The organism is Bacillus sonorensis NBRC 101234 = KCTC 13918, assembly GCF_001592005.1.
Classification (GTDB): domain Bacteria; phylum Bacillota; class Bacilli; order Bacillales; family Bacillaceae; genus Bacillus; species Bacillus sonorensis.
Window position 1 is genome coordinate 114,595 of record NZ_BCVZ01000002.1, and the last position, 23,319, is coordinate 137,913.

Consider the following 23,319-nt stretch of genomic DNA (forward strand, 5'->3'; position numbering starts at 1 on the left):
ATTTCTTTGGGGCTAAGACCGTTGAAGACAAGCCCCTTATTTAAGCATATGCACGGCGTTTACAAACATGTCACCACGTTCTTCAAATGTTTTGTACTGATCCCAGCTTGCGCATGCCGGTGACAGAAGAATGACATCTCCTTCATCTGACAGGCTGAACGCCGCAAATGCTGCTTGTTCAACATTATCGACATGTTTCACCTGTTGTATTCCCATTTCTTCAGCGAGCTTCTCGAACTTCGGAGCTGTTTCGCCAAATGTGATGATCGCTTTGACAAAGGACATATGCGGCTTTAATTCATCGAATTCATTTCCGCGGTCAAGCCCCCCGGCGAGCAGGATCACCGGCTTTTGAAAGGAAGAGAGCGCCTTTTTTGTCGCCAGGATGTTTGTCGCTTTGCTGTCATTATAAAACAATCTGTTTTTGATCGTCGCCACATATTGCATTCTGTGCTTGACCCCTGTAAAGGTCGTCAGCACCTGGCGGACGGCTTGATCAGAAACTCCCGCCGTCTTGACGATGCAAAGCGCGGCCAATATATTTTCCAGATTATGCTCACCAGGCAGCACGACGTCTTTCAGCGGCATCACCTGCTGATCATTGAACATGATCATGCCGTCTTTGACGCAGGCTCCGCGCTCCAGCACCTGGCGGACAGAGAAGCAGACCTTTTCCGCTTTTGAACACTCGGCGAGCCGGACGACGGTCTCATCATCCAAATTGACAACGGCAACGTCTGTTTCCGCTTGATTTCGGTATATTTGCTGCTTGGCAAGCTCGTAATTCTCGCGCGAATGGTGATAATCAAGATGGGCGTCAAATACGTTTAATAATAACCCGATTTTGGGCCTGAACCGATAGGTCCCCATCAGCTGAAAGGATGAAAGCTCTGTGACGATCCATTCATCCCCTTTCGCCAGGTTGGCCACTTCGCTTGCCGCCGTTCCGATATTTCCCGCAACCAGCGCTTTTTTTGAATCGGCTTTCAGCATTTCATAAACAAGCGTTGTTGTTGTCGTCTTGCCGTTGGAGCCCGTAATGCCGATAAACGGCGCATCTGTCAGATGGTAGGCAAGCTCTACCTCCGTCCAGACGGGGATGTTCCTTTTCAGCGCTTCTTCGACCATCACATTTTCATAGCGGATACCCGGATTTTTGATCAGAATGTCGATGGAATGGAGGTCGAACAGCTCTGTCGGGTGGGAGCCGCAGATGATTTCAACCCCTTTTCCGGCGAGAATTTGCGCCGGCTCGTTTTCTTCAAAAGGCTTTTGATCGTTCACCACGACGTGAACGCCTTTTTCATGCAGGATCGAAGCAGCCGCATATCCGCTTTTTGCCAGTCCTAATACAAGGACGTTTTGATTTTGTAATCGATCTTGAGTATCCACTTATAACCACACCTCGATGTAAATTCCTAAGACGGCAAGCAGAAGACCCGCTGTCCAAAATGTAACGACAACTCTCCACTCCGACCAGCCCACAAGCTCATAATGGTGATGAAGCGGGCTCATTTTAAAAATTCTTTTTCCTGTCGTTTTAAAAGAGATCACCTGCAAAATGACAGACAGGGTTTCAATGACGAATACGCCGCCGATGATGACCAGCAGGATCTCCAGTTTTGTTAAAATCGCAATCGTCACGATCGCGCCGCCGAGGGCAAGAGAGCCTGTATCTCCCATAAAGACCTTAGCGGGATGGGCGTTAAATACAAGGAATCCCAAAACAGCGCCGACAACGGCAACCGAGAAAATCGCGACATCGTATTGCGACTGGTTCCAGGCCAAAATCGCAAATGCTCCAAACGCAATCGCAGCAGTACCCGACAAAAGCCCGTCAAGCCCGTCTGTCAGATTGACGGCGTTTGAGCCTCCGACAAGCATGAAGATGACAAGGATCAGATAAGCCCAGCCGAAATCAAACGAAATGTCAGTGCCCGGAATCCGGATGTAAGTCGGCAATCCCTGTGCATAGTAGACCGCGTAAAACACGACAGCAATGACAATTTGTCCGATCAGCTTCTGCTTTGATGTAAGACCAAGGTTCCGCTTCATGACAACCTTTATATAATCATCCAAAAAGCCGAGCAGACCGTATCCAACCGTAACAAACAGCAGCAGAAACATATTCATGCTGGCTTCGGAAAATTTGAATGTCATTACGACCGTTGTGACGATAATCGATAAAATGATCATCACACCGCCCATTGTCGGTGTGCCCGATTTTTTTTGGTGGGACTTCGGCCCTTCCTCACGGATGCTTTGGCCGAATTTCAGCCTTCTTAAAAACGGGATGAATATCGGAGATAAAAGAACGCTGATTAAAAAGCCCAATAAGATGGTAAACAATATGACTTGTTCAAGCATGGTTCTCATCCCCTTCCCGCATGTTTAAGAAGCAGCATACGCATTTATCATATTCACTGTTTTTTCTCATATGTTGATTTATTTTGAACGCATCCATCACTTTAACAACTCTTTCCTCTATTTCTTTTTCAGTTTATTTCAATTCAAGAATGGCTCTTCTCGCCACTTCGGCATCATCAAAATCAAAGGTTTGTCCGCCGATCTGCTGATAGGTTTCATGGCCCTTTCCGGCGATGAGGACGACATCGCCTTTTTTGGCGTTGGCGATGGCGAAAAAGATCGCCTGTTCGCGATTGACGATGCTGTGGTAATACGACCCTTTTACGCCTTCTTCCATGTCATGCAGAATGGCGAGCGGGTCCTCGCTTCTCGGATTATCGGCCGTAAAGATCGGTTCATCCGCCAATTCGGCGGCGATCTTCGCCATTTTCGGGCGCTTAGTCTTATCGCGGTCGCCCCCGCAGCCGACGACGACAAACAGTTTTCCTTCTGTCAGGCCTCTGCACGTGTTCAGGACATTTTCAAGGCTGTCCGGTGTGTGGGCGTAGTCGACGATCACCGGAAAATCCTGTCCGGCATCAACCAGCTCAAATCTTCCCCTGACGCCTTGCAGTCCTTTAATCGCTTCGACAATCACGTCAAACGGTATGTCTGCAGCAAAGCCGATCGCCGCCGCTGTCAGCACGTTATATACATTAAACCGGCCGACGAGCGGAATCGTCACCCGTTCCGTTCCCTTTGGCGTCACAAGATCAAAGGTTGTCCCTTTCGGAGCCATCTCGATATGTTTCGCCATAATATCGGCGGAGTTGGAAATTCCGTATGTCAGCAGATGGGCTGACGTCACCTGGGCAAAATATTCGGAAGCGGGGTCATCGGCATTTAAAACGGCCCACTTCGGATTTTCGTGGTTAAAAGCACCGCCGAGCTGGGAGAAAAGAAGGCTTTTCGCATGCTTATACTCTTCCATTGTCTGATGATAGTCGAGGTGATCCTGCGTCAGATTGGTAAACGCGGCGATATCGTAATCACAGCCGTGTACCCGGCCCATATGAAGAGCGTGTGAAGAAACTTCCATGATGGCTGTATCCACGTTTTGGTCAACCATTTTTTTGAATGTTTTTTGAAGAGTGACGCTTTCAGGCGTCGTATTTTTCACGTCAAATATCTCATTATTGATTTTCATATACATCGTGCCGATCAGGCCCGTCCGGCTTCCCGCTTTTCTGAAAATCTCTTCGGCCATGTGGGACGTCGATGTTTTCCCGTTTGTACCGGTGATGCCGACAAGCTTGAGCTGCTTGGTCGGCTGGCCGTAAAAGGCATCAGATAAAACAGCAAGCGCTCTCTTCGTATGGCGGACGATGATTACGGGAACATCCGCGTCGACTTCCCTTTCGGCCACGATCGCCGCCGCTCCTCTCTCAGCAGCCTGCCGGGCATATTCGTGCCCGTCGACCGTGTATCCTTTTATACAAACAAAAAGACTCCCTGTTTTGACTTCCCTGGAGTCCATCTCAATTGAAGTAATGTCAGGGTCTTCTTGGCCGTTATAGGAAGGTTCGTTTTTTAAATATGTAAGAAGCTTTGTCAATTTCATCGTATCAAACCTCTCGAGTTCTATTCGTTCTAAATCAGTATCCTGTGATTTCGGTTCGTTGCTGCACGGACTTCATGCAGGCATACAGTTCATATTTTAGCGTAAAAAAGAGGAGACATCCAGCTAATCCTGCAAAATCTATATATTTTTTAATATGGGAAAAACGGGCAACCGGTTGAGAGCCGGCTGCCGTTTTCGCCTATCATCATATCAGTCTTGATCGTCTAGATATATGCGGATCGTTGAACCTTCTTTTACCTTCTCACCCGGTTTTGGAGATTGCTGAACGACGACGTCCCCTTCTCCCGATGCTTTCAGGTTGAGGTTGATGAGCAAAGGCTCAAGCTCTGTCACAGACAGCCCTATAAGGTTCGGGACTTCCACCAATTTTTTGTCCAGCCACTGGTATTTGCGTTCGATTTGATTTTTCCGCTTTTCAATCCCGAGCTGCGGGAGGCTGTCTCTCATAATATTGCCGACGATCGGAGCCGCTACAGTCCCCCCGAATTGAATCGTCCCTTTCGGGTTATCGACGGCGACGTAAACGACGATGCTTGGATCGTCAGAAGGCGCCGTGCCGATAAATGAAACGATATGGTTGTTTTTTAAGTATTTTCCGTCCTTTACTTTTTGCGCCGTCCCCGTTTTTCCGCCTACACGATAGCCGTCGACATACGCGTTCCGCCCCGTCCCTTGGGCGACGACGCTCTCAAGCGCATAGCGGATTTGCTTGGATGTTTCTTCAGAAATCACTTTCTTTTTAGGCAACGGCGTCTGTTGTTTGACGGTTTGTTTTGTGACCGGATCGATCCATTCTTTGGCGATATAAGGCGTGTACAAGGTTCCTCCATTCACCGCTGCCGAGACGGCCGCCACCTGTTGAATCGGCGTGACCGATACCCCCTGTCCGAATGCGGTTGTCGCCTGTTCAACAGGGCCCACGCGGTCAAGCGGGAATAAAATGCCTGTTCCTTCTCCCTGAAGGTCGATTCCGGTTTTTTTGCCAAATCCGAAATCTTTAATATAGCTGAACAGCTTTTCCTTGCCGAGCCGCTGGCCGAGCTCGACAAAGCCGGGGTTGCAGGAATTTTGGACGACTTCCAGAAAAGACTGTGAGCCGTGTCCGCCCCGCTTCCAGCATTTCAGCCGGGCTCCGTCGACCTCAACTGACCCTTTATCATAGAAATGGTCTTTTTGCAGATTGACTTTCTGTTCTTCCAAAGCCGCCGCAAGCGTAATAATCTTGAATGTCGATCCGGGCTCGTATGTGCTCCATACAGGCAAATTACGGTTATAGATTTTGGGATCGATTGATTTATAGTTAGCCGGATCAAAATCAGGCCTGCTCACCATCGCCAGAATCTCTCCGTTCTTCGGGTTCATCGCCACGCCGACCATCCCGTCCGGATTGTACTTGGCTTCCGCGATATCAAACTCCCGCTCCATGATCGTCTGCACCTTTGTATCGATCGTCAGCTTCATATCAAGGCCGTCTTTCGGAGGGGTATAGTCATCGGCTTCCCCCGGCATCCGCTTTCCCTTTGCATCAGAGTAAAACTTCACATAGCCTTTTTCGCCTTTCAGCTCCTTATCATAAAAAGCTTCAAGTCCAAGAAGACCCTGGTTGTCAATCCCCGCAAAGCCCAGGACATGGGACAGATAGCTGCCGAACGGATAGTGGCGAATGCTGTCCTCCGCGATATAGACGCCTTTTAAATTCAAATCCCTGACTTCTTTTGCTTTCTCATGGGAAATTTTCCGTCCCTCCGGATTGATTCTTTCAATCGATGTTTTTTTCGTGACGTGTTTGTAGGCTTTTTCTTCCGACATATTTAAAACATTGGCCAACAGCTTGCTCGTTTTGATGGGGTTTTCGACCTGCTTCGGAACGACCAAAACCGACGGCGCGCTTTGATTCGTCGCAAGCTTGACCCCATTTCGGTCAAGAATCTCCCCTCTTTCCGGTTCAAAGGGAAGGTTCCGGCTCCACGAGTCCTTTGCCAGGGACGTCAGCTTATCCCCCAGCACAAACTGGACATATCCGAGTCTTGTATCGATAATCAAAAAGATGACCACGCCAAAAACCAGAACGAATAATAAACGTTTTCTGACTGTCACATTAGAAACGCGCAAGAGACCGTTCACTCCTTATATGGGCTTGTTTCAGTTTATGCCCCGGAGCTGTTTGATAGAACGGCCGTGTAATCTCTAATTTCGGGCAAGCATCAGAGGCGCAAGGCAATATAGAAGGCCATCGACTTTTGCCGACAGCCTTCCGATCTGTTTTAAGAGTTTTTCAATTTGACTTTTATCACCGTATTGGTTTTTACCTTCTTGCCTTTCTTTACGCTTTGGCTTGTCACATAGCCCTCTCCGTTCGTTTCAATGTGAATGCCCGCCATCGAACCGAATCGGAGGACATCGCGCTTCGACCAGCCTGTCATATCTGGCATCGCAATGTTTCCGTCTGTCTTCAGAAAGACCCGCTCATTCGGCAGCACGGCTTCGCCTGCTTTCGGATACTGGTCTTTCACGGCCATTCCGTCGCCGATCGTGACCGGATCGAGGCCTTCTTCTTTTGCCTCTTTCACCGCAGACTCTGTGCGTTTGTCTGTCATATCAGGCATTGTCATTTGCTCGTCCTGCTCTTTTCCGTCGTCCTTCTTGCTGCTGGACGGCGTAATATTTAAATAGTGAAGACTGTTTTTCATGACTGGATTGAAGATCTTTGACACAGGTTCAGACCCTGTTTCTGTATCCTTCAGCTTCGGCTGCTGGACAGCGACATAGACCAAAAGCTCGGGGTCGTTCTTCGGCGCCATTCCCATGAAGGAGAACACATAGTTTTCCCGGCCGGTTAAATACTTGCCGTCAGGACCGGCAATTTGCGCCGTTCCCGTTTTTCCGGCGACATCGAATCCTTCGATTTGATACGGCCGTCCCGTTCCTTTTTTGGAAGTGACGACGTTTCCAAGCAGGTCGCGCACTTCTTTTGCCGTTTTTGCAGAAATCGGCTGGCCGACTTTTTTTGGTTTGTTTTGTAAGACCGTTTTATTGCTGTCCGGATCGACGACATGATCGATTACATACGGCTTCATCATCTTTCCGTTGTTGGCAACCGCCGTGGCGGCCTGAAGCTGCTGGATCGGGGTAACGGCCGATGCCTGTCCGTACGCGGTTGATACTTTGTCGCGCTGATATTCGAAATTGATTTTACTCGATGCTTCCCCAGGCAAGTCAATGCCTGTTTTATCATAGAAGTGGAACTTTCTTAAATACTGGTTAAAGCGGTCTGTTCCAAGCTTCTCATTGGCTAGGATGGCAAAGGCGACGTTTGAGGAGCGTTCAACACCTTCATTAAATGTGATCGGCCCCCAGCCGTTGCCGTTGTTGTGGTCTTTAATCGGTTTATCTTTTTTGGAAACCGAGTATGTCCCAGACTTGTAAGATTCTCCGCCGTTGTAGACGCCTTCTTCGATCGCGGCCGCCAGGGTGAAGATTTTCATCGTTGAACCCGGCTCAAAGCTGTAGGAGATCAGGTCATTGTAATAGTTGGTGACATCGCGCTTATTCGGATCAAAGCTCGGTCTTTGCCCCATGGCAAGCACTTTGCCCGTTTTCGGATCGACGACCGCCGCCATGATTTTTTTCGGCTGATACTCCTTTTGAACCGTCGTCATGCTGTCTTCCAAAAAGGCTTGAATCTTCTGGTCGATCGTCAAATATACATTGTCGCCGTTATCGGGCGCTTTCACCTTCTCCCCGCTGTTTGGCAGCCGCCACCCCGTCCTGTCGGTGTCATATGACATGTATCCATCCGTTTCTTTCAAATAGCTGTTCAACGTTTTTTCAAGGCCCATCATGCCTTGCATTTCCTTCGTTTTTTCGTTGATCTGCGAATAGCCGATCAGGTTTGAGGCGAAGATTCCGTTCGGATAATACCGTTTTGTATCGCGGATAAAGGCGATGCCCGGGAGGTTGAGCTTTTCGATTTTTTCTTTTTGGCTGTACGAAATATCGCGTCCGGCCGCACCAAACTCGACCTGAAACCCTTTTTTATTGAGAATGTCGAGCATTTCCCCCTCGTCCATGCCAAGAATCGGCGCGAGTTTTTTGGCCGTCTCTTCTTTATTGACGACGTGCTGCGGGTGTTTCTTATCGACGGTCATATTTTTATCCAGAATCGCGACAACCTTGTAAGTCGAGGTGTCTTCTGCCAGAACCTTCCCGTTTTGGTCAAGAATCGATCCTCTGTGCGCTTCGATCGTCCGTTTTTTTTCATACTGCTCCTTCGCCTTGACGGCAAGGACTTCGCCGTTTACTTTGCCTGTCGCTTGAATAAAGGCGAATCTTCCTAAAATGACAAAGAAAAAGAGGGCAAAACAAATACTGAGTATTGCCGCTCCTCTGTTCATGAATTTATTCTTTTTCGGCATTATGCATCATTCCTGTATGGTTTTCACTTTTTTATTCGTTAAATTAAGCCCTTTTTTCCGTGCGGTATCCATGATCCGCTCAGGTTCCTTCAGCTCATCTGCCGTCTTTTTGAGGTCATCAACTCTATTGCCTTCCGTTTCAACCTTTTTTTCGAGTTTTTGAATTTCAATATTGGTCTGATATGCGGCGAAAGCTCTTGAAATCATAAAGAGCGAACCGCCGAGAACAGCCAGGGCGAACAGGACGATCAGTACCTTTTCCCCCAATGTAATCGATGCCCTTCTCCGGATGACAACGGATTTTTCCGGACTTTGCTGTGTCTGTCTTTGCTGTTTTTCCGCTTGATAAGCTAAATTGCTCATAGACTGATGACCTCCTTTTTATTCGTACAGCTTATTCTCGTGCTTTTTCCGCGATGCGCAGCTTCGCTGACCGCGCGCGGTTATTGTTTTCAAGCTCCTCTTTTGAAGGAGTGATCGGTTTTTTATTCACCAATTTTAATTTCGGTTCAAACTCCTTGGGGATCACCGGCAATCCATGAGGCAGTTCAGGAAGTGAAGACAATTCTTTGAACGTCGTTTTACAGATCCGGTCTTCCAGCGAGTGGAATGTGATGACCGAGACCCTACCGCCCGGCTTTACCACATCGACCGCCTGTAAAAGCGCTTCTTCAAATACTTTCAGCTCGTCATTTACCGCAATCCGAATCGCCTGAAAAATCCGTTTGGCTGGATGGCCGCCGCTTCGTCTTGCAGGCGCGGGAATTGCTTCTTTTATGATATCGACAAGCTGCCCTGTCGTTTGAATAGCCGATTTCCCTCTTGCCTCTTCAATTTTCCTGGCAATCTGTTTGCTGAACTTTTCTTCGCCGTATTTGAAGAAAATCTTCACCAGATCCTCATAGCGCCACTCATTGACGACCTCTTTCGCCGAGAGACCCGCCGATTGGTCCATCCGCATATCAAGCGGAGCATCATGATGGTAGCTGAATCCCCTTTCGGGCGTGTCCAGCTGAGGAGATGAGACGCCTAAATCAAATAAAACACCGTCCACCTGGATAATGCCGATTTCGTTTAGACGGTCTTTTAAATACCGAAAATTACTTTTTATGAACGTTACTTGTCCTTCATAACCCGCCAGTTTTTCCTTTGCGTGGCGGAGTGCGGTTTCGTCCTGGTCAAAAGCGATTAATCTGCCGTCCTTTGACAGCTGTGAAAGCAAATATGCGCTGTGGCCCGCACCGCCTAATGTACAGTCTACATATGTACCGTCAGCTTTTACGTTTAAACCATCAACTGTTTCTTTTAATAGTACTGTTTTATGCTGAAACATGTTTTTAAAAGTCCCACCTTTTCTTCAAATGAACTGATTGCAGAAACGCTGTCTCGCGCAAAGATTCATTATATATCAAAGCCGATCATGTTTTCAGCAATTTCGGCAAACGAATCTTCCTGCTCTTCTACATATTGTTCCCAAATCTCTTTGCTCCACAATTCAATTCGATTTGAAACTCCGATGACCACGCATTCCTTTTCAAGCTTTGCGTAGCTTAACAGCGGCGATGCAATGTTGATTCTGCCCTGCTTGTCCAGCTCGCATTCGGTGGCTCCGGAGAAAAAAAAGCGGGTAAAAGCGCGTGCATCTTTCTTTGTGAGAGGAAGAGCCTTCAGTTTTTCTTCGATGAGTTTCCATTCGGACATGGGATAGCCAAACAGGCATTGATCAAGCCCTCTCGTCAGTACAAACTGGTCGCCGAGGCCTTCTCTGAATTTTGCCGGAACGATCATGCGGCCTTTGGAATCAATCGTATGCTGGTATTCACCCATAAACATGATCTCGGCCCCCACCTTCCATCCTTAACTCACCACTATCCACCACTTCTCTCCACAAATTCATTTTACACTGTTTTAGAACAAAAAAAAACCCTGAACTAGTCAAGGTTTTTTAAAAAATTATTTCAAAGTTTGACAACTTGATGCATATTTTGAAATGAATATGGTAATTTTTTGTAGTTTTCCAAGAAATCAGGACCGTATTTGTTCAAATAATACATGATATTCCAAATTCTCTCCTGAGGAGCGCCCAACGGCCTGATGCTCGTTTGAATTTTGTCAAAATCGCGCAGAATGTTGTTTTCTCTTTCTTCGATTTTCCTGATGACCGCCCTTTCCAGAAATGAAAGCTGATCCTGAATAAAGCCGGCATTTTTCTTTAAAAGCGGCTCAAGGCTGCGGTCAATTTCGAGCGCTTCTGACCGGACGGCGGAATGAATGCTGTCAATTTGTTCTTTCGCCTGTTTTACAGCATCGGCGAAATCCGCCGGAACCCTGCTGTCGAAAAACTCTTCTTTTTTGGCGGCAGCTCCCTTTTCGATCGATTCCCTCAGTTCAACGCCGCGCTCTGCCAGCTTCTTTTCAATATGCCGTTCTAAAATCGTGATTGACAGCCTCGGGACAACAGGCGGCATTTTAAAGCCCATCACCTGGAAAGCCGATTTCAGCTCTCCCCAATAGTTGATTTCTCCGGGTCCTGCGATAAACGCCAATGTCGGAAGAAGAAATTCCTGCATTAATGGCCTTGTCACGACATTATTGCTGAAGGCTTCCGGCTGTTCGCCGATCAGATCATACAGCTCAGGCTTCGTCCACTCGAGATCAAGCTCCTTCACGACAAAGGCTTCACCCTTTTTCTCGATCAAAAACCGCTCCCCGTCATGTTCATAAAATATATTCGCATGCTGCGCCGCCCCTTCAATGATCGGGGAGTAGCCCATTTCTTTCATGAGCGCCTGCTGATGCTTTACGGCCTCTGCCAGCTCATCATTATTTTTCAGCAACTCCTGAAAAAAACGGACTTCAAGAGACCTTAGTTCAGGATCTCCCGAATTCAAGAGGACGAGCCCGTCATGCTGGAACAGATCGGCAACGATGTACTCAAAAAAATCGGCAAAGGATGAAGACTGCCGCATACATCGCTTCAATTTGGAGAGAAGGCCGTTTGTGTATTCGGTCTCCTCAAAAGAAGCGAATACCCCGTTCAGCCATTGTTCGGCTTTGCCGGCATCAAGCTCCGTTTTAGCCGCCTGGCTTTTCTTCCAATGAGGCTGTGTGAGCTTGTGTTTTTTCACTTTTCCGCTGTCTGAAATATAGAGGTGATTGATCTCTTCCAAGTCGTGATCTTCCCCCGCCACCCAAAAAACAGGCACGACAGGTACATTCAGCTCTTGTTCTTTTTGTTTCGCAAACACGAGGATCGATATAATTTTATGTATGGTGTAAAGAGGTCCTGTTAAAAGGCCCGCCTGCTGCCCCCCGACAACGGCGACACTGGCGGGATCGCGCAGACGCTCGATTGCCCCGTTCATCTTTTTTGACTGAAATTTGCTGTGGTAATTGAGCAAGTAGTCGGCTAAGGCGCCGCGGTCATATGTCCGGGAGGAAAGATCGCACAACCGGACTTCCCAATCTTCTCTGTTTAAGCCGTAATCAAAAAACGGCCCGACATCCTTTTTTCCATCTATATAGTCTCGCACAAAAGGGTTTTGACTTTTTATGGAAAGTTCAGTAAGCTGCATCTTTCGAACTTCCTTTCTCCAGTAAATAGTTAGCTTTCCGAAAAGAGTATAGCACGTTCGGCGAATTGGTCAAAAGATTTAGCTTCATTCCTTTTCCAGCGCCTTGATGCTGTCATATAAAAAGGCGAGGTGGGGAGCTCTCTCCCCCGATTCTTCCGCCCGTTTCAACAAATAGCCCATAATGGCATCCGCTTCCGTTTTTCTCCCGGCAAGGACATCCGCCAGCATCGAGGATGTATTCCTCTTTGTCTGCCGGCAGACCGAAAGAACATTTTCCCATGATGCCTGCCGGTCTTCAATTGCTAAAATCCGGCTCGCTTCTTCAAATACGAGCCTCATAAATGATAAATATGCCGGCTGTTCAATCAGCTTCCCGTTTTCCACCCGCAAAAGAGCCGTCATCGGATTGACGCAGGCGTTAACAATCAATTTCCCGGCAAGCATGTCATGCCAATCTTCCCGCCAAATGAACGGAAAAGCTGTATGAACAGACGCAAGCTCTTTTTCAAGCTGATCAGGCGGTGAAGCCGTTTTAAACGCAGCCCATTTGACCGCTCCTTTTCCGGTGTGGCGAACTGTGCAGTCATCTTCCCTGACGGCGCCGTGTTCCACCGATCCGACATATATGTCCGATCCGGCATCCCGCCTCTCAAGCACGGGAATGTGACCCATCCCGTTTTGCAAAAACATGACATTACGGGGAGCGGCGCGCTCTACATCAGGTAAAACGGCTCCAAGCTGATGCTCTTTCACCGCGACAAAAAGCAGATCATACCCCGCATCCGGTTTCACTTCCGCTTCAGTTTTGGCGATATGTTCTTCTCCGTCTGTCAAAAGACGGATTCCGTTTCGCCGGATGGCCTCCGCCTGCTCTTTTCTTCTCGTGATGACCGTCACTTGATGGCGGAACGAAAAATAGTACGCAAAAAGAAGCCCGACTGAGCCTCCTCCAATCACTCCGATTCTCAAATCCTCACATCCTGCTGTTTTTTATATACTGTATATCATAGCAAAAATTGAATCAGATGACTTGCTTGGTGTTTCAAATTTTCAGAAAACCGTTTTTCTACATTATATTAGAAAATTTTTATCATTTGGATTTTTATAAAAAAGCGATTACAATATAGGTAGAACACAAACAAGGGGGTAACAAAATGGTTAAAGTCGAACGTTTGCTGATCAATTATAAAACACTTGAGGAATTCAAAAAATTCAGGGAATACGGGATTCAAGAACTCTCCATGCTGGAGGACCTTGAAAGCAACATGATTGAAAACGACAGCGACTCGCCGTTCTACGGCATCTATTACGGGGATCGGCTCGTGGCAAGAATGAGCCTGTATAAAGAGGATGGGAAATTCAACAAATATTTTGAAGAAGGCCAGGATTACCTTGAGCTCTGGAAACTTGAAGTTTTGCCGGGATACCAGCGCAACGGGTACGGGACGAAGCTTGTGGAATTCGCCAAATCTTTCGGTCTGCCGATACGCACAAGCCCTCGTGTCAAGTCATCCGATTTTTGGAACAAAATGGGCTTTACCGCGGTAAAATACGATATGGCCCGGGACAAAGGGGAAAATCCGCTCGTTTGGCATCCTGACAGCGAAAGCAATCAAAGCTCTGAATCCGCATAAACGAAAAACCGGCCGAAAGCTTATGGCCGGTTCCCTACTTCTCCATTCGTTCCAGATTGCCGTTCGGCTCCATTTGAAACTTAACCTTTTTGTTCCGCTCATCCTCCTGGAGTACAACCATTTTTCTGGCGCGCTCCATGATTTCAATCAGCGCTTTATAATCCTCCTCTGTCAGTTCAAGCTGTTTCTTCAGTGATTCATTCTCGCTCTTCAGCTTCTCGACCTCTTCCTTCAACGCGTTGACTTCTTCAATGAGCCGTTTTTTTTCTTCGCCGGCATCTTTTTGGGACGGCGCTTGTTTCAGCTTTTCTAAATAGCGGATGACATCATCGATCGTCAGGTTATCGGCTTTGTCTCCGGAAACGGTTTTCACCGAATTCGGCATGTTTGCCGCGTGAATCCCGATTTTTTTCCGCAATTCTTTGCGCTGCTTTTTAGCCAGTTCAATTCCAGATTGATACTGCTTTCTGACAAAAGAATTCCAGCGGAAGCCGCAGGCGGCGGCCGTTCTGCTCAATGCTTTGCCGACTTCCTCAAACGCCGACAGCTGTGTGCCGCCTTCCCTGATGTGCCTTAACACAACTTCAGCCAGCAATATATCTTCATCCTGCGTCCACGCATCCTGTCTTGTAACCGTCAAAAAAAATCCCCCCATGGCTTTATGAATTTACCTCATACATATGCAGCTAATAGAGTAGATAGACTATTTTCTTTTCAGGAAATAAAAGGATGAGAGTGGGGGTTCTGCATAAAAAAACACAAGACCGGAAGTCTTGTGTTTTTGTTTCTTATGGATTAGTTGCTTTTTACGTCTTTTCCTTTGTATGATCCACATGCTTTGCAGACGCGGTGTGAAAGTTTCATCTCACCGCAGTTTGGGCATTCTACCATACCAGGCACTTGCAATTTAAAGTGAGTACGACGAAGTCTTTTTTTCGTTTTAGAAGTTCTTCTAAAAGGTACAGCCATTATTCCCACCTCCTTAAAGAGCGTTAAGATTCATCTTCTTGTTTTAAGAGCTTCCCAAGACCGGCCAGTCTGGGATCGATTCGATTTTTCCGGTCATCTTCTGTAATGACCTTCCAATCCCTGCCTTCTTGCGGAGCACCTTCTTCTTTTTGAACAGATTCACAAAAGATTTGCATAGGGATCTCAAGAAGGATTTCTTCTTTTACGACCGGCGTCAAGTCGATCAGATCATCCTCGACCATGTGGACGTCTTCATCTTCGATTTCATCGGTCTTATGAAATATAAACAGTTCTTTTGTTGAAATACTGAATGGATAACGAACATCAACAAGCGTTCTAGAACAAGGCAAGATCATCTCGCCCGAAATTGTAAAATCAAATGCAGCCTGCTTTGACCGGATTTCCGCTCTTCCTTTCACCCGCACCGGTGAAATGCTGCGTATATCCGAGATTTGAGAGAGTTCGTTCAGATCAACTGTTTCATCAAATTCAAAACCTGTCTTCGGCATTTGATTGAGCTGATGTATCGTCCATTTCATTGTATCACCTCTAAGAGAGCAACAAACATGATTATAGCTTTCATCATGTTTTTTGTCAATATTTTTTCTTTACAGATCACAGGCCCGCATCATTGATTCGTTGACATCGTGCACGACAATTCATACACTTAGAAAAAACGCTGCTCCAAGCGGACACCCTGTACATTCCATGTGTAAATGTATCATATCTATTTCAACAGATGCAAGGGAGGCGGAAAAATGAAAGCAGTCGGCGTTGTGGTCGAATATAATCCGTTTCACAACGGGCACTTATACCATCTAAAAGAAGCAAAAGCACAAACTGAAAGCGATGTGGCGATTGCCGTGATGAGCGGCTTTTTTTTGCAGCGGGGCGAGCCCGCCATCGTCTCCAAATGGGCGAGGACGAAAATGGCGCTTGCATCGCATGCTGATCTCGTCGTCGAGCTTCCTTATGCTTTCGCCGTTCAAAAGGCCGAAACATTTGCCGAAGGCGCCGTCTCCATCCTCGGGGAATTGCAGTGCGGTTCATTGTTTTTCGGCAGCGAAAATGGCGATATTGACACGTTTCTTAAGGCAGCGGCGTACACCATGAAACATAAAAAAGCGCTTGATGAAGAAGTCAAACAGCAAATATCCACCGGCATAAGCTATCCGGCCGCAATGGCAAAAGCGTTCCGCGCCGTGACAGACGGCGGCATGCTCGACCTTTCCAAACCGAACAATATCCTCGGATTTCAATATGTCAAAACGATCCTCGAGAAGGATATCCAGATGAAACCCGCGACTGTCAAGCGCCTTTCCTCAAACTATCATGATGCTTATTTCCCTGAGGGATCGAGCCGCATCGCGAGCGCGACAAGCGTCCGCAAATCAATGCTGGATCAAGGAAGCCTCGCATCCGCGAGCTCTTTCCTCCCTGAAACATCGGTTCATGAACTCGAGGAATACGCCCGGACCTTCGGCCTTTGGCACTCGGCTGAAGATTATTTTTCCTTTTTGAAATACACCCTTCATACGATGGATATGGAAGAGCTCCGCGGAATTTATGAGGTTGAAGAAGGGCTTGAGCACCGTATTATGAGGGCGATCCGCACTGCCGGGTCATTTTTGGAATACATGGAGCTTTTAAAAACGAAGCGTTATACATGGACAAGGCTGCAGCGGATGAATACGCATATTTTAACAAGAACAAAAAGAACCGATATCCGCCGCATTCTTTCTGAAGAGCGACCTGCCTACATCAGGCTTCTCGGGATGACCAAAAAGGGACAGGCGTACCTCTCGAAAAAGAAAAAGCAGCTCTGCGTTCCACTCATCACGAAGATCGGATCTTTTTCTCACCCGTCCCTTAGCCTGGACGTAAAAGCCGGAAAAGTGTTCAGCGCGCCTCTGAAGGAGCCTGCACGATCGATGCTGACAGAACAGGAGTATTCGCTGTCACCGATCAGATATGATGAAGACCGCCGGGAATTTTTGCGCAAATAAAAAAGCGCCTGAACTTTCATCAGGCGCTTTTTACTTTCTTTTCTAAATAGTGAATCGCATCATCCATCGTGTCGACAGGGACGATTTTCATAGCGCTCTTAATGTCTTTGGCCGTTTTGACCGCTTCCTCATAATTTGATCCTTTTCGTCCGCCTTCATTCGGTGCGAAAAAGATGTCCGCTCCCGCGCGGTCTGCAGCGACGATCTTTTGGCTGATTCCCCCGATCGGCCCCACTTTTCCTTCATCATCAATCGTTCCTGTCCCGGCAATATGGTGTCCCTTTGTTTCATCTTCTTTTGTCAGCTGATTATAGATTTCCATGGACATCATCAGACCTGCTGACGGTCCGCCGATGTTTTCGATATCCATGTTGACATCGGGTTTTACTTTCACATTCCGGTCTGTAATGAGAGAGACGCCCAGCCCCGCTCTGTCGGGATCTTCCTTAAACGTTTTCAGCTTCAGGCCGAATGACATTTCTTTTTTGTCCCTTTTGATGACCACTTCCACGCTGTCTCCCGCTTTTTTCGTTTCGATGTAGCGGACGAGCCTTTCCGCCGATTGAAAGGTTTTTCCGTCAACTTTCTTAATTTGATCTCCGACCTCTATCTTTCCTTTAGCGGGCATGCCGTCGACAACAGCCATGGCATAGACGCCGTTCGATGTGTAACTGACTTTTTTCCCGGCCCGCTTATAGGCGGCGATCATCGCATTTTCCTGGGAATCCCTCATCATCTGCAGCTGTCTTTTCATATACTCCTGATCAGATTCGCCTTTTTGTTTAAAGTTATCTTCAGGTAGAATTTCATGGTAAGGGCGCATTTTCGCCCATAAGTATGTAATGGGGTTGGCAGGTCCGACCTTGACGGTCATCAAAGAAAAACTGCCTTTTTCAGGGTATCCGTCCTCCACCTTAATTAAAGGATTCAGCTCTGTCGCTTCGCCCGGCTCTGTGATGTAATAAGGCAGCTTCACGAACGTAAGAGCGGCCCCGAGGATGATAACCAATAATGCGATACGGATCAATCTTCTTTTCTGCATGAAAACGTAACCCTCCTTCTTCAATATAACAGCTGAAAGCAGATCCGTTTCATTTGCCCGGCCTGCATGAATCCACAAATCGTTGAATACCTTCTAATGATCCGATTTCAAGAGAAGGGTTTTTTTCAATTTAGTATGTTCAGCTTTTTGTCAAAAAACCTCAGGGGGGAGAATCTGATGGTCTAAAATTTGGACCAAGCCTCGTATAATGATAAAGAAGTTTCTGAAAAGGGGGCTTCTCAGGCTTGCCGACATAACTCCTGCTTATTTTATCATGAACCTGTTTCCAATGTGAATTTTACAGCCGTAAGGAGGGTTAGAAATGGACATGTCAAAGATAAAGACTTTACTCATTGCCGGTGTGCTGCTTTTGTTTACCGCCGCCGTCATCACCCACCCGCAGGAGTCGCTCAACGCTTCAAAAAGCGGACTTGCCATGTGGTGGGAAGTCGTGTTCCCTTCCTTATTGCCTTTTTTTATTTTATCTGAGCTCTTGATCGGATTTGGAATCGTCAAATTTGTCGGCCTCCTCCTCGAACCTTTCATGAGGCCGGTTTTCCGGGTTCCCGGAGTCGGCGGATTCGTGCTCGCGATGGGCATGGCCTCCGGAAACCCGGCAGGTGCAAAGCTGACCTCAAGACTCAGACAGGAGCGGCAAATTTCCCGTGTAGAAGCCGAGCGGCTCGTCTCATTTACCAATTCCTCGAACCCGCTCTTTATTTTCGGAGCTGTCGCGGTTGGTTTTTTTCATAATCCGTCACTGGGCTTTGTGCTTGCGGCAGCCCATTATTTAGGCAATTTGGCTGTCGGGCTGACAATGCGTTCCTACGGAAGAAAAGAAGAAATCCTCCATACGAGAAGAAAAAAGCTCCCTGTGCCTTCCATGAAAGAAGCATTTAAAGCACTCCATAAAGCAAGGCTTGAAGAAAAAAGGCCGCTCGGAAAACTATTGAGCGATGCCGTGATTTCTTCCGTACAGACCTTGCTGATGGTAGGCGGATTCATCATTCTTTTTTCTGTCTTTAATAACATACTGTCCGTCGTGAAGATTGCAGATGTCCTCTCTTATGCCACCCGGATGGTCATGACGGCGCTCCATTTCCCTGCAGACTTTGACAAGCCTTTATTGTCGGGTCTGTTTGAGATCACGCTCGGAAGCAAACTTGTCAGTGCAACGGATGCCGTTTTGCTGCAAAAAGCCGTCATCGTCAGTTTCATTCTCGGATTCAGCGGTTTCAGTGTACAGGCTCAAGTTGCTGGAATTTTGGCTGAAACGGACATTCGCTTCAAACCGTTTTTTATTGCTCGCCTCTTGCAGGGAATCTATGCGGCTTTATTTGCGCTCATCCTTTGGAAGCCCCTTTATACGGCCTTCTCTTCTCCAAGTGAGCCGGTCTTCTCATTTTTGCGGGAGGGAGGACGTGAATCATTTCTCATACAGACATGGAATTTTATCGTACAAACAGGTCCCCTTCTTACGATTGCGACCCTTTTGCTTTATATCGTTCTTTACAGCAGACAGTCGGCAACTGTGAAAAAATGAGCAGCCGTTTTGGCTGCTCATTTTTTTGCAAACTTTTTTTGAAGCGCAGCTTCGACCGCTTCCGGTACGAGCTCTGCTACAGATCCTTTGTATTTTGCAACCTCTTTGACAATGCTTGAGCTCAAAAATGAATACTGGTTATTCGTCATCATGAAAAACGTTTCAATATTCTCGTCAAGCACTTTGTTCATCGAGGTTCCCTGCATCTCATATTCAAAATCGGAGACGGCTCTCAGCCCTCGCAAAATGACATTGGCCTGCTTGCTTTTCGCATATTCAATCAAAAGCCCCTGAAAAGATTCAACATGGACGTTTGGAATGTCCCGCGTTACTTCACGCAGCAGATCACAGCGCTCCTCGACCGTAAACAGCGGCTGTTTTGAGGAATTATTTAAAACGCATACATAAACCCGGTCAAATACTTTTGCTCCGCGCCTGATAATATCCAAATGTCCAAAGGTCACCGGATCAAAACTTCCGGGACAAACGGCAATGCTAGCCATCCCCATTCCCTCTCTTTCTATATATGGTTACTCCGGTTACACCGTATATCTCCTGCCGTGTCATCAGGAGTTCGCCCACTGTCTCCGGAAGCACCACTTCTTTCGCATGCTCCGCCAAAATAAACCCTTTATCAGTCAGTATATTTGCTTCGTCAATGATTGATAAGAGCGCTTCCAGCTTTTGCTCACGATAAGGCGGATCCAAAAAAACCGCGTCAAATGTCAAGCCCCTTTTCACCGCCGCATGCAAAGCCCGTTCAGCGTCATTTCTGTAGACCTCCGCGCGCTGTTGAAGTCCCAGCGTTTTCAAATTGCTTTTTACCGTTTGAATCGCTTTAAAGTCCCGGTCGACAAATACGAATCGGTCAAACCCTCTGGAGAGCGCTTCGATGCCCAATCCGCCGCTTCCGGCATACAGATCAAGGCCTTCTCCTCCGTCAAAATAAGGGCCGACCATATTAAAGATGGACTCTTTCACTTTGTCTGTCGTCGGTCTGGTTGACGTGCCGGGAACCGCTTTTAATGCACGCCCTTTATAAGTCCCAGAAATCACTCTCATATTTCCACCACTTTTTCTTCAAACTCGAAAAAAATCATCACTATCTTATCATAAAGTGTTTTTGGGCACAAACAATCAAAGTCGATTTCTTATGTATAGGAGACTGAACACATGGTGATAATAGTAGCAACAGCATCGATTGATGTTGTTGCCAACCGCGGAGAAGACTTACGTTTCCCCATAAGTTCTTCCTCCGGTTTCTCCTCTCCCTTTGCCTTCTCCTTAACTCGTTAAGGAATAGAAGGACCCCGCAGGGTATTCTGCGGGGATTTTTTTAAACAAAATATTAAATTCCTGCTTTATAATCGTATTCCTTTGCTTTGTCCAGCTTAGATTCAAATTCCATTTTCAAAAACGGCTTATATGATGGATCGACCTGTTTGACAAACGAGTACGAACGGATCTTGGCCGCTATTTTTTCCGCCTCATCCATATTACAGTAAACGACCACATATTTCAGCCGTTTTGAAACATAGTGAACATTCCCAAATTTCCTGAGCATTTTCGCCTGCTTTAGAGAGTGAAGCCAGACGATTAATCCCTGACGTTTTTCTTCCATATTTTTCACCTGCCTGTCGCTATGTAACCAAAACTTCTATGAAAAAGACGAGACTAAAAAGGGTCTCGTCAGGAAACTTTGCAGCCGCAGCTTCCGCCTGATCCGCAGCCGCCGCCGCAGGATGAAAGATTATCAAAATAAGGATTTCCGGTCGGTACTTTAATATGCTCTGAAACAGCCCGGCCGATTTCAACGCTGACCTCATCAAGTATGCTTTGCAGCTCGGTTTCCGCCTTTTTAAAATCGGCAACCGTATCATGAAGGTCCAGCTCTCGTTTTATATCCCTCATTTTTTTTGAAATCTCTTTATAGTCAGGATGATACTTTCCAAAACGCTGCACATCCTCATATTGCTCTTTTATTTTCGTAAATGAAGCGATAATACGCCCAGCCTCTTCATCTTCTTGGAGACGCTTGTAGCACTCTCGGTAATGTTCAGCCGCCTCTGATTGAAGAATCATGCTGGCCAAAACATCCGCTTCATTCTGAAGCCGCAGGGATTCCATTGTGGCATACATTGACATGCACCTCCGAGTATTAGTGTATCATAAAATGGGATTTTTCAAAATGTCTATGTCATGTGGAACACCGCATGCTGAAATTTCAACGGCTCGACCGGCGTCTGTCATGCCTTTTGGTTTCGGTTTATATGTAGAGCAGCCAGCCAGCAGAAAGCAAAGACACAGAATCAGACAGCATTTCTTCATTTGGATCAACTCCCTTGCCCACTAGTTTTGACGGATGGGCCCGTTTTTATGATCACAAAAAAAGACTCAGGTCCGGTTAATCCTGAGTTCGCATAGCCTGAAACATTTGAATCATCATTTGAGCCATCTGAAGGCTGCTTGAAAACTGGTTCACACGATGGGGAATCGTTTTTTCGTAAAAATTCATCATATCAAGCTGAAAACCGGACAAATCATCAGGACGGCGGGAGAGCTTGCGGTACCAGACCGGCTGCTCGCGGATAAAACGGCGGCGCTCTTCATTTGCGAACACAAATTCCTGCACTTCTTTACGCATGACAAACTCCTTTGCTAATCTTTCCGGAAAGAAAACGGATGATGTCCCCCATGGTGGTCCGCATGTTTTTGATTGCCTCCCGAAAACTGGCTGAGCAGGCTTTGAAGCGAAGAAATGGACTGGCTCATTTTATTGATTTGTTCGTTCATTTTGTCAGCATCCATTCTCCTGACAGCCGTCACCATTTTAGAGATAAAATCGTTTTTTCCGCTCTCACCGGACGGCTTTTCCTGTGTTCCCTTCTTTTCTTTATAAGGCTCCCAAATCGCGTCGTCTTCCCCCAGCAACACCCAGTTCTCATAAACTTCCTGCCAGCTTTTTTCCTCTTTCCGCACGGCGGAAATCAGCTTAGGATGCCGTTTAACAAACCGCTTAAATTCATCGACTGATGACTGTGCGTTTTGATTCGCCAACGTCAACACCCCCTCCGAAAAACAAGTGCCTAATATAGTGTATCTTTAACAGGTGAAATGTGTTCGCCTAAATTCCCCGAGGCGGGCGTTCAAAACTTTACATATCTTCCCTTGCAAGCGGGAGAGTCGAACAGTGAATGCCTCCTCCCATTTTTCTGATCTCGGAAACATCCACAGGTATCGCCTCTATGCCGCTTCTCTCCAAAACTTCCATTGTACGCGGCGCATCGGCCGAGAATAATACTCTACCTGGTGAAACGGCCAGACAATTGACGGAAAGAACCGGATCTTCAGGATCGGCAAATAACAGCTTAATGCCCCGCCTGCGCATCTCTTCCATAAACCAGTACGGCAGCCGGGCCGGATCAACAAGAGCAGTCTCGCTGTCCAGCATTAAAAAGACTTCATCAAGATGAATCTTGTCAGCCGGCAAATCAACTGTTACAAGCTCTATCCCTTGCCATGACAGAATTTGCTCGAGCTGGCCAATCCCTTCCTGGTTGACGCGGACAGAACGTCCAATCAAAGCCGTCCGCCTATTCAGCATACAGAAGCTTCCGCCTTCAATAAATCCGTTGCCCTGTATCGTCCCTAAAATCGGAACGCCCATTTTTGCAAAGGTTTGATAGGCGCAATATTCCTCTCCCTCACGCATTTTTAATGCGAACCTGGTCAAAATCACCCCGCCCGGGACAGCAAGCCCAATGTCTCTCGTATAGATGGATTTCGTATGAAACGGACCTCCCCCTTGCAAATCGACTACCTCTGCCCCGACGTCCAACAGCGCCTTTCGCAAGCCATCGTGCTGGCGCCGGACAAGCTCCGGATCAATCGATTCAAAGCCGTACGTGTATCCCTGAATTTGCGAATCGCGGTCTCTCAGCACACGGGCATCGATCCGCTCCTCGTACGTTCCGCTCCTAAGCAGCTCCAGTTCTTTGCCGGGGCGGTGCAAAACAACAGTTTGAATCGCTCCGACGTGATTGGTCACTCCCCATTTTCTTCCCCACACTTTTTGCAGTGTCTCTTCATCATGAAAGCTTTTTTGAATCATGCTTTCTCCTAAAAATTCCTGTGTCGGCAGTGGCAT

General features: G+C 47.2%; 24 protein-coding genes. 3 read left to right on the forward strand and 21 right to left on the reverse strand.

Going from position 1 to position 23,319, the window contains the following annotated elements:
- Positions 1-36: 36 nt before the first annotated feature.
- From murD to BTR1S_RS03300, 10 genes are all read right to left on the reverse strand, one after another.
- Positions 37-1,392 carry a UDP-N-acetylmuramoyl-L-alanine--D-glutamate ligase gene (murD, locus tag BTR1S_RS03255; protein ID WP_006638275.1) on the reverse strand — a complete coding sequence of 452 codons (1,356 nt, stop codon included), beginning with the start codon at positions 1,390-1,392 and terminating at the stop codon, positions 37-39.
- Entirely contained in the window at positions 1,393-2,367 is a 975-nt protein-coding gene (gene mraY / locus BTR1S_RS03260) for a phospho-N-acetylmuramoyl-pentapeptide-transferase (protein ID WP_006638276.1), read from the reverse strand.
- A gap of 133 nt (positions 2,368-2,500) precedes the next feature.
- The gene (locus tag BTR1S_RS03265) at positions 2,501-3,967 is read right to left on the reverse strand and encodes a UDP-N-acetylmuramoyl-L-alanyl-D-glutamate--2,6-diaminopimelate ligase (protein WP_006638277.1); all 1,467 of its coding nucleotides are present in this window, start codon (positions 3,965-3,967) and stop codon (positions 2,501-2,503) included.
- Positions 3,968-4,177: 210 nt separating this feature from the next.
- The gene (locus BTR1S_RS03270; RefSeq protein ID WP_006638278.1) at positions 4,178-6,100 is read right to left on the reverse strand and encodes a stage V sporulation protein D; all 1,923 of its coding nucleotides are present in this window, start codon (positions 6,098-6,100) and stop codon (positions 4,178-4,180) included.
- Between the two features lie 152 nt (positions 6,101-6,252).
- On the reverse strand, positions 6,253-8,403 hold the full coding sequence (locus tag BTR1S_RS03275; protein ID WP_006638279.1) for a penicillin-binding protein: 2,151 nt from the start codon (positions 8,401-8,403) through the stop codon (positions 6,253-6,255).
- A gap of 6 nt (positions 8,404-8,409) precedes the next feature.
- The gene (gene ftsL / locus BTR1S_RS03280) at positions 8,410-8,766 is read right to left on the reverse strand and encodes a cell division protein FtsL (RefSeq protein ID WP_006638280.1); all 357 of its coding nucleotides are present in this window, start codon (positions 8,764-8,766) and stop codon (positions 8,410-8,412) included.
- Between the two features lie 31 nt (positions 8,767-8,797).
- Entirely contained in the window at positions 8,798-9,736 is a 939-nt protein-coding gene (gene rsmH, locus BTR1S_RS03285) for a 16S rRNA (cytosine(1402)-N(4))-methyltransferase RsmH (RefSeq protein ID WP_029418539.1), read from the reverse strand.
- Positions 9,737-9,804: 68 nt separating this feature from the next.
- Positions 9,805-10,236: a division/cell wall cluster transcriptional repressor MraZ gene (gene mraZ / locus BTR1S_RS03290; protein WP_006638282.1), complete on the reverse strand. Its 432-nt coding sequence runs from the start codon at positions 10,234-10,236 to the stop codon at positions 9,805-9,807.
- Between the two features lie 125 nt (positions 10,237-10,361).
- Positions 10,362-11,978 carry a bacillithiol biosynthesis cysteine-adding enzyme BshC gene (gene bshC, locus BTR1S_RS03295; RefSeq protein ID WP_006638283.1) on the reverse strand — a complete coding sequence of 539 codons (1,617 nt, stop codon included), beginning with the start codon at positions 11,976-11,978 and terminating at the stop codon, positions 10,362-10,364.
- Between the two features lie 84 nt (positions 11,979-12,062).
- The gene (locus tag BTR1S_RS03300; RefSeq protein WP_006638284.1) at positions 12,063-12,947 is read right to left on the reverse strand and encodes a 2-dehydropantoate 2-reductase; all 885 of its coding nucleotides are present in this window, start codon (positions 12,945-12,947) and stop codon (positions 12,063-12,065) included.
- 185 nt (positions 12,948-13,132) lie between these two features.
- Between BTR1S_RS03300 and BTR1S_RS03305 the strand changes: the two genes are divergently transcribed.
- A complete protein-coding gene (locus BTR1S_RS03305; protein WP_006638285.1) occupies positions 13,133-13,612 on the forward strand; it encodes an N-acetyltransferase in 480 nt (159 codons plus the stop codon).
- A gap of 34 nt (positions 13,613-13,646) precedes the next feature.
- Here the strand turns inward: BTR1S_RS03305 and gerR are convergent, their stop codons facing one another.
- The 3 genes from gerR to BTR1S_RS03320 form a co-directional block, all read right to left on the reverse strand.
- Positions 13,647-14,252, reverse strand: a complete 606-nt coding sequence (gene gerR / locus BTR1S_RS03310; RefSeq protein WP_029418540.1) for a sporulation-specific transcriptional regulator GerR — start codon at positions 14,250-14,252, stop codon at positions 13,647-13,649.
- Positions 14,253-14,407: 155 nt separating this feature from the next.
- Positions 14,408-14,581, reverse strand: coding sequence for a 50S ribosomal protein L32 (gene rpmF, locus BTR1S_RS03315; RefSeq protein ID WP_003181522.1), 174 nt, complete (start codon positions 14,579-14,581; stop codon positions 14,408-14,410).
- Positions 14,582-14,604: 23 nt separating this feature from the next.
- Complete coding sequence (locus BTR1S_RS03320) at positions 14,605-15,120, reverse strand: YceD family protein (protein WP_006638287.1); 516 nt, start codon at positions 15,118-15,120, stop codon at positions 14,605-14,607.
- A gap of 219 nt (positions 15,121-15,339) precedes the next feature.
- Between BTR1S_RS03320 and BTR1S_RS03325 the strand changes: the two genes are divergently transcribed.
- Complete coding sequence (locus tag BTR1S_RS03325) at positions 15,340-16,587, forward strand: nucleotidyltransferase (RefSeq protein WP_029418541.1); 1,248 nt, start codon at positions 15,340-15,342, stop codon at positions 16,585-16,587.
- Positions 16,588-16,606: 19 nt separating this feature from the next.
- On the opposite strand, the gene BTR1S_RS03330 is transcribed toward BTR1S_RS03325, so the two are convergent.
- Entirely contained in the window at positions 16,607-17,629 is a 1,023-nt protein-coding gene (locus tag BTR1S_RS03330) for a SepM family pheromone-processing serine protease (protein ID WP_029418542.1), read from the reverse strand.
- 322 nt (positions 17,630-17,951) lie between these two features.
- On the opposite strand from BTR1S_RS03330, the gene spoVV reads away from it, so the two are divergent.
- Complete coding sequence (gene spoVV / locus BTR1S_RS03335) at positions 17,952-19,172, forward strand: dipicolinic acid transporter SpoVV (protein ID WP_006638290.1); 1,221 nt, start codon at positions 17,952-17,954, stop codon at positions 19,170-19,172.
- Positions 19,173-19,189: 17 nt separating this feature from the next.
- Here the strand turns inward: spoVV and coaD are convergent, their stop codons facing one another.
- The 7 genes from coaD to BTR1S_RS03370 form a co-directional block, all read right to left on the reverse strand.
- Positions 19,190-19,675 (reverse strand): pantetheine-phosphate adenylyltransferase, encoded by a 486-nt coding sequence (gene coaD, locus BTR1S_RS03340; protein WP_006638291.1) that lies wholly within the window; start codon positions 19,673-19,675, stop codon positions 19,190-19,192.
- Complete coding sequence (gene rsmD, locus BTR1S_RS03345) at positions 19,668-20,234, reverse strand: 16S rRNA (guanine(966)-N(2))-methyltransferase RsmD (RefSeq protein WP_029418543.1); 567 nt, start codon at positions 20,232-20,234, stop codon at positions 19,668-19,670. The genes coaD and rsmD overlap by 8 nt, the downstream gene beginning before the upstream one ends.
- 286 nt (positions 20,235-20,520) lie before the next feature.
- On the reverse strand, positions 20,521-20,793 hold the full coding sequence (locus BTR1S_RS03350; protein WP_006638293.1) for a YlbG family protein: 273 nt from the start codon (positions 20,791-20,793) through the stop codon (positions 20,521-20,523).
- A 68-nt stretch (positions 20,794-20,861) separates the two neighbouring features.
- The gene (gene ricF, locus BTR1S_RS03355) at positions 20,862-21,311 is read right to left on the reverse strand and encodes a regulatory iron-sulfur-containing complex subunit RicF (protein ID WP_006638294.1); all 450 of its coding nucleotides are present in this window, start codon (positions 21,309-21,311) and stop codon (positions 20,862-20,864) included.
- 265 nt (positions 21,312-21,576) lie between these two features.
- Positions 21,577-21,816, reverse strand: a complete 240-nt coding sequence (locus BTR1S_RS03360; protein ID WP_006638295.1) for a YlbE-like family protein — start codon at positions 21,814-21,816, stop codon at positions 21,577-21,579.
- Between the two features lie 14 nt (positions 21,817-21,830).
- A complete protein-coding gene (locus BTR1S_RS03365; RefSeq protein ID WP_006638296.1) occupies positions 21,831-22,229 on the reverse strand; it encodes a YlbD family protein in 399 nt (132 codons plus the stop codon).
- A 97-nt stretch (positions 22,230-22,326) separates the two neighbouring features.
- Complete coding sequence (locus BTR1S_RS03370; RefSeq protein ID WP_006638297.1) at positions 22,327-23,319, reverse strand: dimethylarginine dimethylaminohydrolase family protein; 993 nt, start codon at positions 23,317-23,319, stop codon at positions 22,327-22,329.